The following is a 16,424-nucleotide window of genomic DNA, read 5'->3' as shown; positions in this document are numbered from 1 at the left end:
CGTTTTAATGAAGTTATCTATACGAAAGAAAATGAATCTGCTTATATTTGGTTGTATTATTTTACTTACTTCCCTTTTAGCAGGAGTCAATTTTTTTGTTGCCAAGAACAATCTATTAGAAAGTGCTGATACAAAGCTTTTATCAGATATACAGTTGAGCTATGAATATTTAGACGCTAAATATCCTGGAGAATGGTCCATTAAAAACAACCAACTCTATAAGGGCGATATCAATATGGTAGAAAACTTTGAGGTAGCTGATAAAGTTGGAGAACTCACAAATGGAAATGCTGTATCCATCTTTCAAAACGATACGCGTATAAGTACCAATATAGTGGATAATGGTCAACGCGCTTTAAATACAAAGGTTTCTGACGAGGTTGCTACTGTTGTACTGGGAGAAAAAAAACGCTTTATCGGTTCTGCCAATGTCTTAGGAAGTTTGCATCAAGCAGCCTATGATCCGATTGTAAATAGTCAAGGCGAGGTTATCGGTGTATGGGCAACCGCTGTCCCTACCGCTCCTTATATAGGCATTGCCACAAAATCTGCACTGGAGAATGTAGCGATTTCCTTAGTGATCGCCATTGTAATGATCGGAGGAATTAGTTGGTTCTTACAAAAGCAAATTGTTAATCCTATTAACATTCTAAGTACCAATGCCAAGGAACTAGCAGACCTAAATTTAAATGTTAAACTGTTAAACCCTAAAGGCAAAGACGAAATCGCTGAATTAGCACGTGCATTTAGTAGTATGAAAAATCATTTAACAGAGACGATAAAGATTGTGGCTGGTAGTGCACATCAAATTGCAAAGTCGTCACACACTTTGGCAGAATCATCTCATCAAACAAGCGAAGCATCTAATCAGATTGCACTAACAATGAATGAAATCGCCGTTGGTACTACCACTCAATCTGATCAGGCTGAACGAATAGTTTCAATGATGCAAAAAACGATTGAGGAAGTATCAAAGAGCTTACAAAAAGCCGAAATCACTTTAAACAGTGCTATCGAGTCCACTCATATCGCACGTAAAGGAGAAGAAGCCATCACCGAAGCGATTATGCATCTAAGTGATGTTACGAAAACAGTGTCTTATGCAACTGATTCTATCCAAAAATTAGGAAAGCGCTCAGAAGAAATTGGTGGTATTATTACCGTTATTACTGGCATCGCAGAACAAACAAATCTGTTAGCACTCAATGCGGCCATCGAGGCGGCACGAGCAGGTGATCAAGGAAAAGGTTTTGCTGTCGTTGCATCAGAGGTTCGTCAGTTAGCTGAACAGTCAAGTTTAGCAGCTGGACAAATTACTAATCTTATTAATGATATCCAAGCGGAAACTTCTGTGACTGTACGGACAATGGAAAGTAATTTACTAGCTGTTGAGGAGCAAGTAACGATCATTAATAAAGGTGGAAGTGCCTTAAAAGAAATCGTGGAGAAAGTGGTCGAAACTGAAGAAGGTGTCGAACAAATGAAAGTGGCATTTACACATGTTAACGACAACTCCCTAGATGTGCAACAAGCCATTCAAGATATTTCTCGCATCATCGAGGACGCTGCAGCAGCTACAGAAGAGATTGCCGCAACCTCAGAAGAGCAATATGCGACTGTTGCCGAAATTACACAAAGCTCAGATGAGTTATCATCAATTGCTGATAAATTACAAAATGAAGTGAATAAATTTAAGTTTGAATAAATCCCCAAACAAGAAAAGAAAAATGGAGGCGCTATAGGATGAATCAGAAGAAAATTGCAATGAATATTGACACAAAGGCTGATTATATTGTGATTGCGTTTACAGGCGATTTAGAATACGGGATGATTGAAGAAATAAAGTCAGAGCTGCAAACACTTAGCTTAGACACAAAACACGGATACATTATCGATATGCAAAGGGTAACAAATATTGATAGTACTGGATTCGGGATGATCGTTAATTTTGCTAAGAAGGTGTCTGTAAAAGATAAGAAAATCGCCATTATTGTCGTCGATGATTTCATTCGCAACTTATTCGCTATTTCACAGGTTGATAAAGTATTCCCTATTGCCGAAAGTGAAGAACAAGCAAGGAAGATTATTAAAGAAGATTGGCTAGGTGAACTATCACTTAACGATTATTAATCTCTATAAGCATAATAAAAGGTGTATTCCTATTAACGGAATACACCTTTTTATGTTGTTAAAAAAGAAGATGTCAACGGTAGAAATAGTAACTTTACAAGGCGAGAGGTTGATTTCCGTTCTGCCAGCGTCCTTTCCAGGAGGGCGTCCGATGAGCCGTTAAATCCCATAGGAGTGACGCTATCAACCATTCTACAAAGCAGGCTTTACCTCATAGTAGCATAGCGATCAAATCTACCCATTATCTGTATTCTTAGAGGAGATAGGCTCTTATTTTCAATGTGGTGAAGTGAAGTGAAGTGCTGAGTGACAACACCTCTTCATAAAGAGTAATGAACTCTTATACTTTATAAAACCTTCGCTAAAAAGATTAGTTTTTTGGATTGAAGTGGAAGGTATTTGACTTCCATGGGATAACTAGACAGGCGAGCCCCTACATGGAGCGGAAGCAGTTCGGCGCTCGTCCATAGAAAAGCATGCAGCCAGCAACAGAAATCCATTTCTACCTTTCAATTGACTGTTTTGTTTTGTTTTGTAACACTAAGAAAAGGTGTATTTCCTATTATGGAATACACCCTTTTCTTTTTCTTTAATACTGCAGTAGCATATTAACAAACACAACTAGAATGATAAACGGTACAACAACTAGCATTAACATACGATATGTCGAATAATACCCTTGTCCCATTTGACTACCCGTTAGCAATTCTCTCTTCACAAATTCTTTATCTACTACATAGGCAATAAAAATAGCAATGAATAAATTCCCTAGCGGAAGCATGATATTCGACACTAAAAAATCGGTTGCATCAAAGATACTTTTCTCGAAAATCATTATATCCGATAAAACACTCGAAGAAAGCGCTGCTGGAATAGCTGCAATAAATACGACTATACCAAGTATAAGTGTCCACATGGGACGGGATTTCTGACTATGCTCCATAAATGCTGCGACGATAATCTCATATAAACTAAATGATGACGTTAATGTAGCAAATAAAAATAGCAATAAAAACATGGCTAAAAACACTTCACCGAATGGCATTTGACTAAATGCTGTTGGTAGTACCATAAATAGCAAACCTGGACCCGCTGCTGGCTCTAAATCAAAGGCGAACACAACAGGGAAAATCGCTAAACCTGCTAAAAATGAAACGAGCACGGTTAACAACACTACAGAACCTGCTGAATTCGGAAGACTGACATCTTTTTTTAGATAAGAGCTATATGTAACTAGACAAGAAAAGCCAACTGCTAACCCAAAGAACGATTGCCCGAGGGCTTCTAATAATGCCTTACCCGTAATATTCGAGAAATCAGGCCATAAGAAGAATTTTACCCCTTCCATTGCCCCATCTAATGTAACAGCACGCACAACAAGGACAATGAACATTATGAAAAGTAACGGCATCATCCATTTATTGGCTTTTTCAATCCCATTTTGTACACCTAATGAAATCACAAGTACGTTGGCTAATGTAAACAACACTAGACCAACTAGTGTAATCCATGGCGTGCCTATAATTTTTCCAAATAATTCAGCTGGATCTACTGCTGGATCAATTACCGCGCCAGCTACACCTAGCCCGCTATAAATAAAGATCCAACCTCCGACTACGCTATAAAAAGTTAATAATAAAAAACAGCCTAGCACGCCCATTCGACCAATCCAAGCCCAGCCTGGCTTAGTTGGGGCAATTTTTTTATACGCTGTTACAGCCTCGGATTGTGTACCACGTCCTAACACATACTCGGACAATAACATTGGTAGTCCTATTAACAAGGTAAATAACACAAAGATAAGGAAAAATGCTCCTCCACCACTTTGTCCCGTTACATAGGGAAGTTTCCAAATTGCTCCTAGTCCGATCGCCGCACCAGCTGATGCTAAAATAAAACCTAATTTACTAGACCACTGTCCTTTTTTTCCACTCATCTCTTCAAACTCCTCAAACATTCTAAACTCTTCTCTATTTTACATGAAAATATAGCTTTCGACTAGATTATACTTATAAAGTACTAGTTAGCTGTTTTACCCTATTACTTTTTTCTATATTTATTATTCTTCACACCTTTCTCTATCCATCATTCCTTCCAACAAAAAACCTCAGGTATGTTCACCCGAGGTTAGTAAAAATTATTTTGTTATATAGATAGAACGCTGGCGGTCGATCCACTTGCGCATAGTAGTAAATAAAAACGCCATAATAGCCGTTAATAAAATACCTTTTACAATGTTAAATGGTAAAATCCCAGCGATAATCATTTTATAAAGTGAGTCACCTACAACAGGTTCCATTCCTAAGAAGTATGTGTACATCGGTAAAAATACAGCGTAGTTTAAAATACTCATGCCTACTGCCATTACGACTGTTCCTGTCGCTAAACCTCCAACAAGACCAGCAATTGTTTTAAAGCGATTAAAAATAAGGCTTACTGGCAAAATAAATAAAATACCTGTTGCAAAGTTGGCAATATGACCTACTGGCACACCTGTTGGCGTTCCAGAGAAAATCCAATCCAATACATTTTTAAATAATTCTACTAAAATACCAGCTACAGGCCCCATTGTGATGGCTGCTATTAATGCAGGCATATCACTAAAGTCGACTTCCAAGAATGCTGGAAATGGTGGAATTGGAAAATTAAAAAGCATTAATAAAAACGAAATACTGCTCAGCATGCCAATCGTAATAAACGATTGAAGTTTAACATTTTTCTTCATAGAAAACTCTCTCCTCTTTGCTGATTCAATCTCGCAAGAAGAAAGGTGACGATCTTTCAATGTTAGCACAAAAAACCCTTATGCATGAAGAGCACAAGGGAGAAAGGCATGACGAATAAGCGTCAATTTAAACTATTTTTGAGCACCGTTTAAAAAGCCATACAAAAAAGCGCTCGTTTATAGTTTATTTCATAACAATGAATGACGATCGTACCTCCATCTTCTCCCATCCAGACTTTAACTGTCGGCCTCGGAATCACACCAAGTCAGCCATGCAAATAAATTTGCACAGGTCGCGGGCTGAAGAGCGAAGCATAAACCATTCGAGTTAATGGAAACATTAACGGTTCACCACTCTATTACCGCCGGTCGGGATTTTCACCCTGCCCCGAAGATGAATCATATTATTTTATACTACAACCTTACTATAATTAATTATCAAGAAAAAGTAAACAGTTCTGCTTAAAAAAATCCGATTAGATTTGTATGTATTGTAAAAATGGAGCATTCCATGTTACAGGAATGCTCCATTTTTGATTCTGCCTAAGGCATATATTGTTTATTTGGCCCCACAGGCTTTGGCAAATAATTTTTTAAATCGAATCCTTCCCAACTTTCTTGGACCACATTATCTAAGCGTAATTGTTGGTCAAAGCTAGCAGCAGTTAACATCATCGCTTCAATCAATTGGGTAGCGCGAATTGGCTCCATCGATGCTAAATCTAAGGGAATGTCGAATGTTACGACTACACCTTCCGCTTCCTCTTTCACGGTATATGTTACGTTTTCAGGAACCACTGTTACATAAACATCATCATTTTTGTTTTTCATTAGTGTAAGTGCTTCTGTAACATTAGCAAATGTTTGACGGAAATCTGGTGACAGATATTCTGCCCCATTCTCATCTTGGTATAAGTAATAATTAAAATGCTTGGCGTTTGTTAATGACATGGCTTGACTTGGCTCACCCTCTTGAGAAAACTCATAAGGTGTGCCATCTTCATTTTGAATCTCAACTTCCGTATATTCAGAATCCGAGAAGGTATCCTCTAAAGTCCCTTTGTACTCATTAACGGTAGCTGATGCAATATCATAGTCATTGTCCTTTGGTAAAACGTGGACAAGCTTGTCTTCCTTCTCCTTCAGTTCACCTTTAAATGGATGATAATCCGTAAACCCTTTGGCTTCTTCATCTATTTGAGGAGCATATTTTTCATACATCTGTAAGGTAGAAGGTTTTTCTGTTCCAAAATCAGTTGCTACACGCTCATTTGGTATCACATATGTCATTGGAACACTTTCTGCATCGCGTCCTGCCAAACCAATACGAAATACGACAGCATCTTTCACATCTTCCTCATAGACAGATGACCGTAAAGATAACATACGCTCATGCTCCGATACAATACTGGATTGAAGTGCCTCATCCTGGGTAGCTGCTTCTTTGGCAGAACGATCTTCCTGTAACGTAGAGTAATTAGCCGTTTCTGGCGTACTAGCTAAATCTTTTTGGCTAGCGTCATTATTCATCAACATGAAGCCAACGAGTACCGTTATCGCGAAAACTGCTGCTACACTCGTAAAAATCGGCATTTTACGGAACTTAAATCGTGATGGTCGTTCATCTTGAATTAAAGGTTTACTTTCTTGTTGTGCTTCTTCATTCTCTATGGGTTGTTGTATCGCTTCTTGAAGGTGACTATTATCCTGCAAGCGAGCATCTGCCATTAACCGATTTAATATTTCTTCTTTTGAACGGCGGTCAGAAAGCTTAGGGGCATTGTTCAAGACATGTTCAAGCTGTTCATCATCAAATGGCTTATACGTCATTGCCGTTTCGCCTCCTGTTCTCTAATCGGCTGTAGCTGTTGCCTTAAAAATTTAATGGCTCGATGCTGGGTCGTTTTTACCTTAGCTTCTGTCCAATCTAGTATTTGCGCTGTTTCTGCAATCGATAAATCTTGAAAATAGCGCATAATAATGACCATTTTTTGGTCGCCTGTACAGTTTTCAAGTGCTGATTCTACCTGCATAAATTCATCACTGGCCTGTAGCATATCTTCCGGTGATGGTGTGGTTGAATGGAGCTGTTCCGTTTCCCAGTCAAAGAAATCATGTGAATGCTTTTGACGTACAGCTTGCTTTCTAAAATGATCAATCGCTACATTTTTAGCAATAGCAAATAGCCAAGTTTTCTCACTACTATTGCCTGCAAATTGATCGTATGAGCGCAACACTCGTACATAAACTTCATGTGCTAAATCTTCGGCAAGTGTACGGTTTTTTACTAAATATATTAAAAACTGAAACACGTCTTGGTGATATGCATCGTATAGTCGATGGAACACGGAGTCATTCAAAGCACTCCACCCCCGTTCTATAATATTTGTCGTCTTACATTCATAGAAGTTACAGCCAATTAATAGCAATACTTGTTATTAATCGAACGGTAAATAAAACGTGAAGGTCGTACCCTCTTTCAACACACTGTCTACCATTATATTACCTGAGTGAGCCTTCACAATATTTCTAGCAATGGCTAAGCCAAGACCAGTTCCACCCTTGGAACGAGTACGTGCCTTATCGGCTTTATAAAAACGTTCAAAGACATAGGGTAAGTCCTCTTGAGGAATGCCATGTCCTGTATCTTGAACAGATATTTTAGCAAATGTCGGCTCCTGCTCTATTTTCACAGTTACAGACCCTTCATCTGTATGTCTCAGGGCATTGTCGACTAAATTTGTAAGCACTTGTTCAATGCGATCCTCATCTATATTAATCATGGCCTCGTCATTAAATTCACTTTCAAACAACAGACGAACATGCTTTTCTTTTGCTACCTGTGCAAACTTTTGTGTAATACGTTCGAATGTAGAATTAATTGGTAATTCATCTTTATAAAGCGTCATATGCCCTGATTCCATGCGTGCCAAATCTAATAGATCTGTCACAAGGCGACCCATTCGCTTCGATTCATCATAAATAATTTTGGTAATCTCATTTCGCTCTTCCTGATCCTGAATAAAATCATCATCCATTAATGCTTCCGAGTAACCTTGAAGCATGGCAATCGGTGTTCGAAGCTCATGAGAGACATTGGCAATAAAATCGGATCTTAGTTTTTCCAAGCGATGCTGTTCAGTCATATCACGAATAACAGCCACAGCGCCACGTATCATTTCACCACTATATAGAGGACTAATAGTAAATGTATAATAGCTGCCATCCATTTCAATTTCCTCTTCTAGTTTATCCTCAAACATCAGTACATGATCAAGCATATGATACAGCTCTGGCGGAATAGGTTTTGCACTTTGTGAGCCTTTATTCACAAACCATTTTTGCATTAGACGTTCAGCTGGTGGATTACTTAATAATATTGTACGATCCCGATTAAATGTTATCACTGCATCTGTCATAGATGTCAAAATATTAGAAAGCTGTTCGTTTTCTTGATTGATAACCTCTAAATTATGCTTTAATTGACGGCCCATTTGGTTGAAGGCAACGGCAAGCTGACCAATTTCATCATTTTGAGTAGTGGGCATTTTCGCTTCAAAATTCCCTTTTGCAATTTCAAAAGCTAATTCACGCATTTTTCTTAATGGCGAAGTTATCCGTGAAGAAAGGAAGAATGCGAAGAATGTCGTCAACACAAATGCAATGAAGGCTGCTAAAAAGACAATTTTCGTTGTTTCCTTAGACGTTTTATGTAACGCATCTGGGCTTTGGTAGATGAAGACAGCTCCATGTACTGCATTTTCAACATTTAGGGGAAAACCAAGTACGACATAAGATTCCATCTTTTCTTGATCAGTTGAAGAAGGCATCATCATTTCTTTAATAATCGGTTCATCTGATTGAAACACTTCATGAAAAGATTTATTGGCTAAAATAGTATCTTGTATTTCTTTTTTGTTGACACCCTCTTGCATCGCAAAGGACACTTCAACATGACTGATAGCGATCAATGCATTGGTCCCTGTAGGTAAAATATCTTTTAATAATTCCGAGGTAGATTCGGCTGTTTCATTGTCATCTACTATACTTGCTACTGTTGCTGCTGTTTGTCGCAATGAAATTTCTGCTTGCTGCATATGGTAATTTTGAAGAAATTCCAGCATTAATACCGTGAAAACAAATAATACAAATGAAACGAGAAGCAATATGGTTACCCATAGCTTCCCGACAACACTATTCCATATTCTATTCATTGACAACCTCAAATTTGTATCCAACGCCCCAAACCGTCACAATCATTTTAGCAGCGTTTTCAGAAACTCGGTTGAGTTTTTCACGTAAACGTTTTACATGTGTATCCACTGTACGTAAATCACCAAAGAAGTCATAATGCCATACCTCTTTTAGTAGTTGTTCACGGTCAAATACTTTGTCTGGCGATTTCGCTAAAAAGTACAGCAATTCATACTCTTTCGGTGTTAAATTAACCTCAATGCCCTCTGCAGTCACACGGTGTGCATCATGATCAATCATTAAGTGTTGGAACACCACTAAATCTTTTGAAGAAGATGCATTAGTCGTTGGTGAGAAAGCCTGTGAACGACGTAGAATAGCCTTCACACGTAACACAACCTCACGAGGACTAAATGGTTTAACGATATAGTCATCTGCACCAAGCTCAAAGCCTTGTACACGGTTCGCTTCTTCGCCTTTAGCAGTTAATAAAATAATAGGTGTTGCTGCGCGCTCTCGAATTTCTGCACACACCTCTAGCCCATCTTTTTCAGGCATCATAATATCAAGTAAAATACAGTGATATTCTTTTTCTAAAGATTTCTCGATCGCTTGTTCTCCATTTTCGGCCTCGTCAACAAGGTATCCTTCTCGCTCAAGATACATTTTTAATAAGCGGCGAATACGATCCTCGTCATCTACTACTAATACTGAAATATTTTCTGACACTTTCACGATCCCTCTCTTCCATCTTTCTCTAACTTCTATTGTACATGGTGTGACACATATTGAAAAGAAAAGAAAGCCTCTTCGCTACAGCGAAAAGGCTTGTTGCTTCACAGGTTACGCGTAGGAGTGTAAACCTGCAAGAATTAAGTTAACAGCAATTAGGTTGAATAAAATAATCCCAAAACCAATTAGTGCTAACCAAGCAGATTTTCGACCTTCCCAGCCTTTTGATAGACGTAAATGCAGGAATGCTGCATAGAATAACCATGTAATAAGAGCCCATACTTCTTTTGGATCCCAACCCCAGAAACGACTCCAAGCAATTTGTGCCCAAATCATCGCAAAGATTAAAGCACCAAGGGAGAATACAGGGAAACCAATCAGCACTGAACGATAACCAATTTCATCAAGTAATTGTAAATTGACACGTTTAACAAGTGGTTGGAAAATGGCACTAATTCGACGGCGAGCAATTAAACGAATTAATAAATACAACACAGATCCTACCAGTAATGACCAAACAACGGTTGTTAATTTTTTTGCATTAATTAACGCTGGCATTTCTACTAATGGCGACATGCCATGTTCTTCTATCACTTCATATTCATTCATACCGAATACTGGAGGTAAATTGTAAATAATTTTACGAGTAGTTCCTTCTTTATCCACATAATTATAGCTAGACTCGTAATCCATCGCACTAAATGTAGATGTTACCGCGACAAATCCAACAACGACTACAAGACAGTACATAACGGCTTCTAACCAAAAACGTTGTTTAGAGGGCTTTGTTAAATCTACTACTTTTAATAAGTAAATAAGTCCTGCCACAGCACTAATGGCTAAAATAGATTGCCCTAATGCTGCTGTAATAACGTGAATTGTTAACCAATGACTTTGTAATGAAGGCACTAAAGGACTTACTTCTTTCGGGAACATTGCTGCATAAGCAATAATCAAAAGCGCAACAGGCAATGCCACTAATCCAAGTGCCGTCAAACGATAAATAAAATAAATTAAGATAAACGCGCCGACAATGAACATACCAAAGGCAGTTGTAAATTCGAACATATTACTTACTGGCGCATGTCCTGTATATATCCAACGCGTAATAAAATAGCCAAGCTGTGATAGGAAACCAATTATAGTAACCACAATGGCAAGCTTGCCCCATTTGCCAGTATTTTTACCAGTAGCATTACCTTGCTTAATTGAACCACCAAATAATAATGTCGCAACTAGATAAGCAATAAACGCTACAAATAGTAAGTTTCCACTTAAGTCAATCAAACTCATAAGGTGTTGTCACCTTCCTTTTCTTTAATGCCACCAGTAGTGGACTCTTCGCTAGCCTCATCTTTCTCTAACTGATCTTTATACGGAGGCAATGCAGCAAATGTTGTAACAGCATCTAAATCCTTTTTCATGCTGAACATATTTTTGTTGACATGGGCAGCCATTAACACACGGCCGTCTGGCTCCACTTGAAGCCATAAACGACGATGATTCCAGTAAGAGCCAATGGCAACACCGATCATAAAGATGACCCCACCAACAAACAGAATAGGGATGGTACTATCTTTTCGCACCGTAATACCTGACATATCACGCATCTCTGCACTAGCAAATTTCATTCTGTATTTATTTTCACCCAGTGGTTCTAAAGGAGGCTGCATAATTTCAACAAAGCTTACTTCTCCTTCAGGAGTTTCTGGTGTAGTCATTTTAAATAAAAATGCAGGATTATTTGGAATAGACGTTTTAGTCTGAGGTTCCCCATTTTCAAATCCATCAAAATCAGGTGTATAGACAAGAATTTGAACGGATGAACCATTCCCTAAATCATACTCTTTTTTAGGATTTGTTAAATCAATCTCTACCTTACCTAATGATTTCTCTGTCGTCTTATTAATTAATTCAAAGTTCATCTGTTTTAATTCATTTAGACGATAATCCATCTGGTAAAGGGCAAAGCCATCTTCTTTCAAAGGATGGTTTACACGAATAGAATAGTCTTTTACTTTTTCTAGATTTTCCGTATCCCCAGGTAATGCGTCTTCAGGTTGCTTGTAAAGTGTAATATCGGTCTGGAAGTTTTTTGCCACTACATTCACACCCTGTTTAACTTGCTCACCTTGAGGTGTATTATCATGTGTTTCTAAAATAAAGTCACGGTTTTCAATGAAATAGCCTTCCATTCCAGTGATAGCTCGTGTTTCACCTTCACGCACCCATATCGATTCATCAACATAGAAGCCTGGAACTAGACGTAGCATGACCCCACCTAAAAAAATGATGAGACCTACATGGTTTATGTACGGACCGTAACGAGAAAAGCGTCCTTTTTCAGCTAAGAGAGCGCTACCATCTCGACGAACAGAATACTTCATCTCAGTCATTTTTTGAGCCACTTTATCAAGCGTTTCCTCCGCACTCGCTGACACTTGTCCTTCTGCAACAATGCGCTGACGCTTCATAAAGCTTTCATGTCTTTTAACACGTTGATTCTTTAATGATTTATAAAGTGGAATGCCTCGGTCAAGACTTGCCACTATAATTGAAACTGCTAGCATACCAACTAAAATCTGGAACCACCATGAGCTATATAAATCCGAAAGCCCCAACGTATAATAGATTTTACCGAATGTACCATATACGTCTGCGTAATAAGCCCCCTTCTCCATATCAGAAGCTTTTACGTAAAACTCTTGCGGTAGTAATGTTCCGACTGAAGCAGCAATTAATGTGATAATAATTAAGGATATACCAACTTTAACACTTGAGAAGAAATTCCATATTTTATCAACAAATGATTTGTTATATGTTTTGGAGCGAATGGCCATACCATCATAGCGCATATCAACAACTTTATTTTGTTTTTCTTCTTCGGTTAAAGGACGACCACATTTCTCACAAAGCTTCGTGCCGTATGGATTACTATGACCACAAGCACAAATGATTTTTTCCATCGTCATTTACTCCTTATTTGGCTTCACTAATTCCATGTACGAAGCAATATCTTTCTCCGTCATTTCACCTGTAATAATTTTGGCCACTTTGCCTTCTGGATCAATTAACACTGTTGCAGGTAATTGTCCTACATTATAAGCAGTCATAACACTTTTTGTTTTGTCGATAACTACTGGAAATGACAACCCATATCGATCGACAAAATTCTGTACTTCAAAATCTGTTTGAGCAATATTGACAGCTAATGTTTGTACACCGTGATCTTTAAATTCTTGATACTGATTGTCCATTGCGGGCATTTCCTTCTCACAAGGCTTACACCAAGTTCCCCAGAAATTTAAAAATACCCCTTGCCCTTTATAATCCGACAATTTATGTTTTTCACCGTTTAAATCTACTAACGTGAAGTCAGGTGCCTCAGAGCCTACTGCTACTAACTCTACTTTTTCCTTTGTTGCTGTTCCATATACTGTGTACCCGATTGCCAACGCTAACACAGCTAAAATGACAGTTCGCAGTACAAGACGTTTTTTCTTTTTCTCCAAGTTAATAAACCCCCTATCAATTACGGCTTGCGTTGCTTTTACATATTGAAGAAACAAATAGAACTTTTTCACTCTCTATACGTCTATAAATATGTAAAAGCTTCTTTCACATTGACGTCAACAATACCGGATTAAATGTGTTACAGCTTTTTTGAACAAACTGCTACTAGGTGTACTATTCTCACCTATTATAGCAAAATGATACAAAAACACTTAGCTATTAATTATGAATGATTTATGAACGATTTCACCACAAAGAAAGTGTAAACATCCAAATACCTCTTGTGGTATCCACACTTTCTTCTGGCAAAATTGCATTAATCAAGCTTTCCTGTTTCTGCTAACACACGTAGTTGCTTTACTTCATGCTTTGATAATTCACGGTATTCTCCTGGAGTAAGGCCAAATAAATCTAAGAAAGCAAAGCGTTCGCGTTTTAATTTAACAACGGGTGTTCCAATCGCTTCAAACATACGACGAACTTGGCGATTGCGCCCTTCATGAATCGTAATTTCGCAAATAGCTTTGCCCGCTTTTTCATCGAAAGATGTCATGCTTACCTTAGCAGGTGCTGTCTTACCATCTTCTAATTTGATCCCACGTTGAAGCTTTTTAAGTCCTTCAATTGTTGGCACACCTTTGACACGAGCGATATATGTTTTGTCAATTTTAAATTTCGGATGTGTCAACATATAGGAAAATTCTCCATCATTTGTCAATAGCAATAATCCAGATGTATCATAATCAAGACGACCAACTGGGAAAATACGTTGCGGAATATGATGAAATAAATCTGTGACAGTTTTGCGTCCTTTATCGTCTGTAACTGCAGAAATTGTTCCACGTGGTTTGTAAAGTAAGAAATATACCTTATCTTCTTTTTCTAATTTCACACCTTCTACTTCAATTGTATCGGAATTAGATACCTTTGTTCCTAACTCACGAACCACTACACCATTTACTTTAACTTTACCTTCTAAAATCAATTGCTCTGCCTTGCGCCTTGACGCAACGCCTGCATAGGCAATGACCTTTTGTAATCTTTCCATTTCTTCACCTCTAGTTTTCTTTCACATTGACACGTTCGTCATCATTCGATTTCGATCCAATGAATAGGGTTATTTTTCCCGCTAATCTGTGAAAATTATGTCATACTTTTAGACATTATTAAAGAAAAACAAATTTCACATTTTTTAATTAAGTATTCCGACTAATTTCTCATTCGTTAATTTCTTAACATTTGAACCGAGATTTTGTTTTGTTTACTAGCAGTATACTCATTTGATAATCATGCGAATCGATTGTAAAATGTTTATTTTGACACAAAAAAAGCTACCATTCGGCAGCTTTTATTTGTATACATTTTCAATTGTTAGGCCACGCTGCTTTAACTCATTGGCTATATAGTTTTTAGCCAGTACCATGTTGCCTGCCAAAGGTTCCTCAATTGTGGAACCATCTTGAATTGTAAAAACCAGATGATCAGGCTTTGTCACACCACTTTTTTCTAGATTAACCTGCTCAACTTTCACTATTTCTTCCCACTCGACAAAATTTACTTTTAAACTAAAAAATGGATTCATATGAATACCGCTTGAATCTATCCATTTATAAGTATTAAAGCTTAATGCGATGAAACCTAAGGCAATTAATAAGGAAGTAGACACTAGACCACGTTGAATATTCTTTCTTTTTTTCGTTTTAGGTATGATCAAATAATTGATTAGTAGTACGAGGGCCATGACAAATAAAGAGACCATAAAGATAATATAAGCATTAAAATAAGGTGCAAAATAATAAAATTCATTTGGTCGATATAGTATCTCTTGAATTGGATATAGTAGAATGACAGGGACAATTAAACTTGATAAAAATAAGATAATGATTAGCCCAAATTGAATTTGCCTACCATTACTTTCCATTGAAGCTTTCCTCAATTTCCGCACCCCCTTTTTTAAGAAAATTAAGAATTTTTACACTCATTATCATTTTACCAAATTTAACATCAATTGATCAAATAATGTAAAAAAATCAGCAAATCGTTTTTAACGATCCGCTGATTCAACTTTTACTGGCGTTGCATAAATCCGTTCTTCTCCTATAAAGATCGACAAAACTGCTTCTTGGCGTTTCCTTGAAACATGTAATACTTGCCTCACTTGTTCTTTCTCCTCTTTATTTAACTGTAGTCGAACGGGCTCTTGTAAACGAATAGCTAACTTTTTATTGACATTGTATTTACCCTTTTTCACTACTGTTTCAAGACTATAATCTTGCCATACTTTATTAGATAAGCCTCGATGTACATTCCAATCATCTGATTCATTTAATGTGACGACAATGCAGATTTGCCCGTCCTTTTGAAAGGCCGTTGCAAGTGTTCGTCCAGCAACCTTAGTAAAGCCCGTTTTCCCAGCGAAAGCAGTACCAGTGGCTGACTTTAAGGAACTAACAGGCTGTTCTGTCTCATCATCTATATCTGCCGCCATTCCTGAGCCTTCTCTTAATAGACGGTGTTTATTTTCCCATAGCATTCCGTTTACTGTATTTGCCCGATAAAGTACCGTTGAAGCAATTTTCTCAAAGGTTTTATTTTGCAAAGCAAGTCTTAACATCTCAGCAGTATCTCTTGCAGACGATAAATGCTCATCATGATGAAGACCAGAAGGATTCATAAAGACGGTATTGGTAAGACCTGCAATAACAGCTCTTTCATTCATTAATTTGACAAAACCCTCTACAGAGCCTCCTACATGTTCGGCTAAAGCTGTTGCAGCATCATTGCCGGAACGCAGCATTAAGCCATACAATAACGTTTCAACTGTCACCGTTTCACCAGCCTGTAGGTAAATAGAGCTTCCCTCAGCCATAGCAGCCTTCGGAGATATTACAACTTCATCCTGCAAGTCACTATTTTCAATTGCCACAAGTGCTGTCCAAATTTTCGTTAGACTAGCAATAGGTAATCGTTCATCGCTATTGGACCCTATTAAAATCCGTCCAGTATCGCCATCTAAGACAGCATAGCCGCTTCCTCCTCTTGCAAAGCTAGTCTGAGGAAGCATTACCATTAACACAATGATCATAAACAGTGTTAAACGAAATAACCGAAGCAACGAGCCACTCCTTAT

The 16,424-nt window shown here is 37.9% G+C and carries 14 protein-coding genes and 1 riboswitch; of the genes, 2 read left to right on the top strand and 12 right to left on the bottom strand.

Annotation, left to right across the window (positions count from 1 at the left end):
* Window positions 1-7 precede the first annotated feature (7 nt).
* Together EW028_RS00475 and EW028_RS00470 are read left to right on the top strand one after the other, a co-directional pair.
* Window positions 8-1,705: a methyl-accepting chemotaxis protein gene (locus EW028_RS00475; protein ID WP_131519539.1), complete on the top strand. Its 1,698-nt coding sequence runs from the start codon at window positions 8-10 to the stop codon at window positions 1,703-1,705.
* Between the two features lie 38 nt (window positions 1,706-1,743).
* On the top strand, window positions 1,744-2,130 hold the full coding sequence (locus EW028_RS00470; protein ID WP_009370722.1) for an STAS domain-containing protein: 387 nt from the start codon (window positions 1,744-1,746) through the stop codon (window positions 2,128-2,130).
* A gap of 589 nt (window positions 2,131-2,719) precedes the next feature.
* Here EW028_RS00470 and EW028_RS00465 read toward each other — a convergent pair.
* The 12 genes from EW028_RS00465 to EW028_RS00410 all read right to left on the bottom strand — a co-directional run bounded on the left by EW028_RS00465 (window position 2,720) and on the right by EW028_RS00410 (window position 16,409).
* Window positions 2,720-4,066 (bottom strand): sodium-dependent transporter, encoded by a 1,347-nt coding sequence (locus tag EW028_RS00465; protein WP_227744820.1) that lies wholly within the window; start codon window positions 4,064-4,066, stop codon window positions 2,720-2,722.
* Window positions 4,067-4,267: 201 nt separating this feature from the next.
* The gene (locus EW028_RS00460; RefSeq protein WP_036080135.1) at window positions 4,268-4,855 is read right to left on the bottom strand and encodes an ECF transporter S component; all 588 of its coding nucleotides are present in this window, start codon (window positions 4,853-4,855) and stop codon (window positions 4,268-4,270) included.
* 214 nt (window positions 4,856-5,069) lie between these two features.
* Window positions 5,070-5,255: riboswitch (FMN riboswitch) on the bottom strand.
* 143 nt (window positions 5,256-5,398) lie between these two features.
* Entirely contained in the window at window positions 5,399-6,685 is a 1,287-nt protein-coding gene (locus tag EW028_RS00455) for an RNA polymerase subunit sigma (RefSeq protein WP_131519537.1), read from the bottom strand.
* On the bottom strand, window positions 6,682-7,215 hold the full coding sequence (gene sigX, locus EW028_RS00450) for an RNA polymerase sigma factor SigX (protein ID WP_009370717.1): 534 nt from the start codon (window positions 7,213-7,215) through the stop codon (window positions 6,682-6,684). Before sigX ends, EW028_RS00455 begins: the two co-directional genes overlap by 4 nt.
* A 78-nt stretch (window positions 7,216-7,293) precedes the next feature.
* Window positions 7,294-9,069, bottom strand: coding sequence for an ATP-binding protein (locus EW028_RS00445; protein WP_131519536.1), 1,776 nt, complete (start codon window positions 9,067-9,069; stop codon window positions 7,294-7,296).
* Window positions 9,062-9,778: a response regulator transcription factor gene (locus EW028_RS00440; protein WP_004232215.1), complete on the bottom strand. Its 717-nt coding sequence runs from the start codon at window positions 9,776-9,778 to the stop codon at window positions 9,062-9,064. Before EW028_RS00440 ends, EW028_RS00445 begins: the two co-directional genes overlap by 8 nt.
* A 114-nt stretch (window positions 9,779-9,892) precedes the next feature.
* Window positions 9,893-11,074, bottom strand: coding sequence for a c-type cytochrome biogenesis protein CcsB (ccsB, locus tag EW028_RS00435; protein WP_048391290.1), 1,182 nt, complete (start codon window positions 11,072-11,074; stop codon window positions 9,893-9,895).
* A complete protein-coding gene (resB, locus tag EW028_RS00430) occupies window positions 11,071-12,747 on the bottom strand; it encodes a cytochrome c biogenesis protein ResB (RefSeq protein ID WP_131519535.1) in 1,677 nt (558 codons plus the stop codon). The genes ccsB and resB overlap by 4 nt, the downstream gene beginning before the upstream one ends.
* A 6-nt stretch (window positions 12,748-12,753) precedes the next feature.
* On the bottom strand, window positions 12,754-13,293 hold the full coding sequence (gene resA / locus EW028_RS00425) for a thiol-disulfide oxidoreductase ResA (RefSeq protein WP_004232210.1): 540 nt from the start codon (window positions 13,291-13,293) through the stop codon (window positions 12,754-12,756).
* Window positions 13,294-13,610: 317 nt separating this feature from the next.
* Complete coding sequence (locus EW028_RS00420; RefSeq protein ID WP_131519534.1) at window positions 13,611-14,342, bottom strand: pseudouridine synthase; 732 nt, start codon at window positions 14,340-14,342, stop codon at window positions 13,611-13,613.
* Between the two features lie 300 nt (window positions 14,343-14,642).
* Window positions 14,643-15,230, bottom strand: a complete 588-nt coding sequence (locus EW028_RS00415; protein ID WP_227744819.1) for an alkaline shock response membrane anchor protein AmaP — start codon at window positions 15,228-15,230, stop codon at window positions 14,643-14,645.
* Between the two features lie 108 nt (window positions 15,231-15,338).
* Window positions 15,339-16,409, bottom strand: coding sequence for a D-alanyl-D-alanine carboxypeptidase family protein (locus tag EW028_RS00410; RefSeq protein WP_131519533.1), 1,071 nt, complete (start codon window positions 16,407-16,409; stop codon window positions 15,339-15,341).
* Between the last annotated feature and the right edge of the window lie 15 nt (window positions 16,410-16,424).

The organism is Lysinibacillus sp. OL1 (genome assembly GCF_004332175.1).
In the GTDB taxonomy this organism is placed as follows: domain Bacteria; phylum Bacillota; class Bacilli; order Bacillales_A; family Planococcaceae; genus Lysinibacillus; species Lysinibacillus capsici.
The sequence above is the reverse complement of the archived record's forward strand: the minus strand, read 5'-3'. Positions and strand labels throughout refer to the sequence as shown.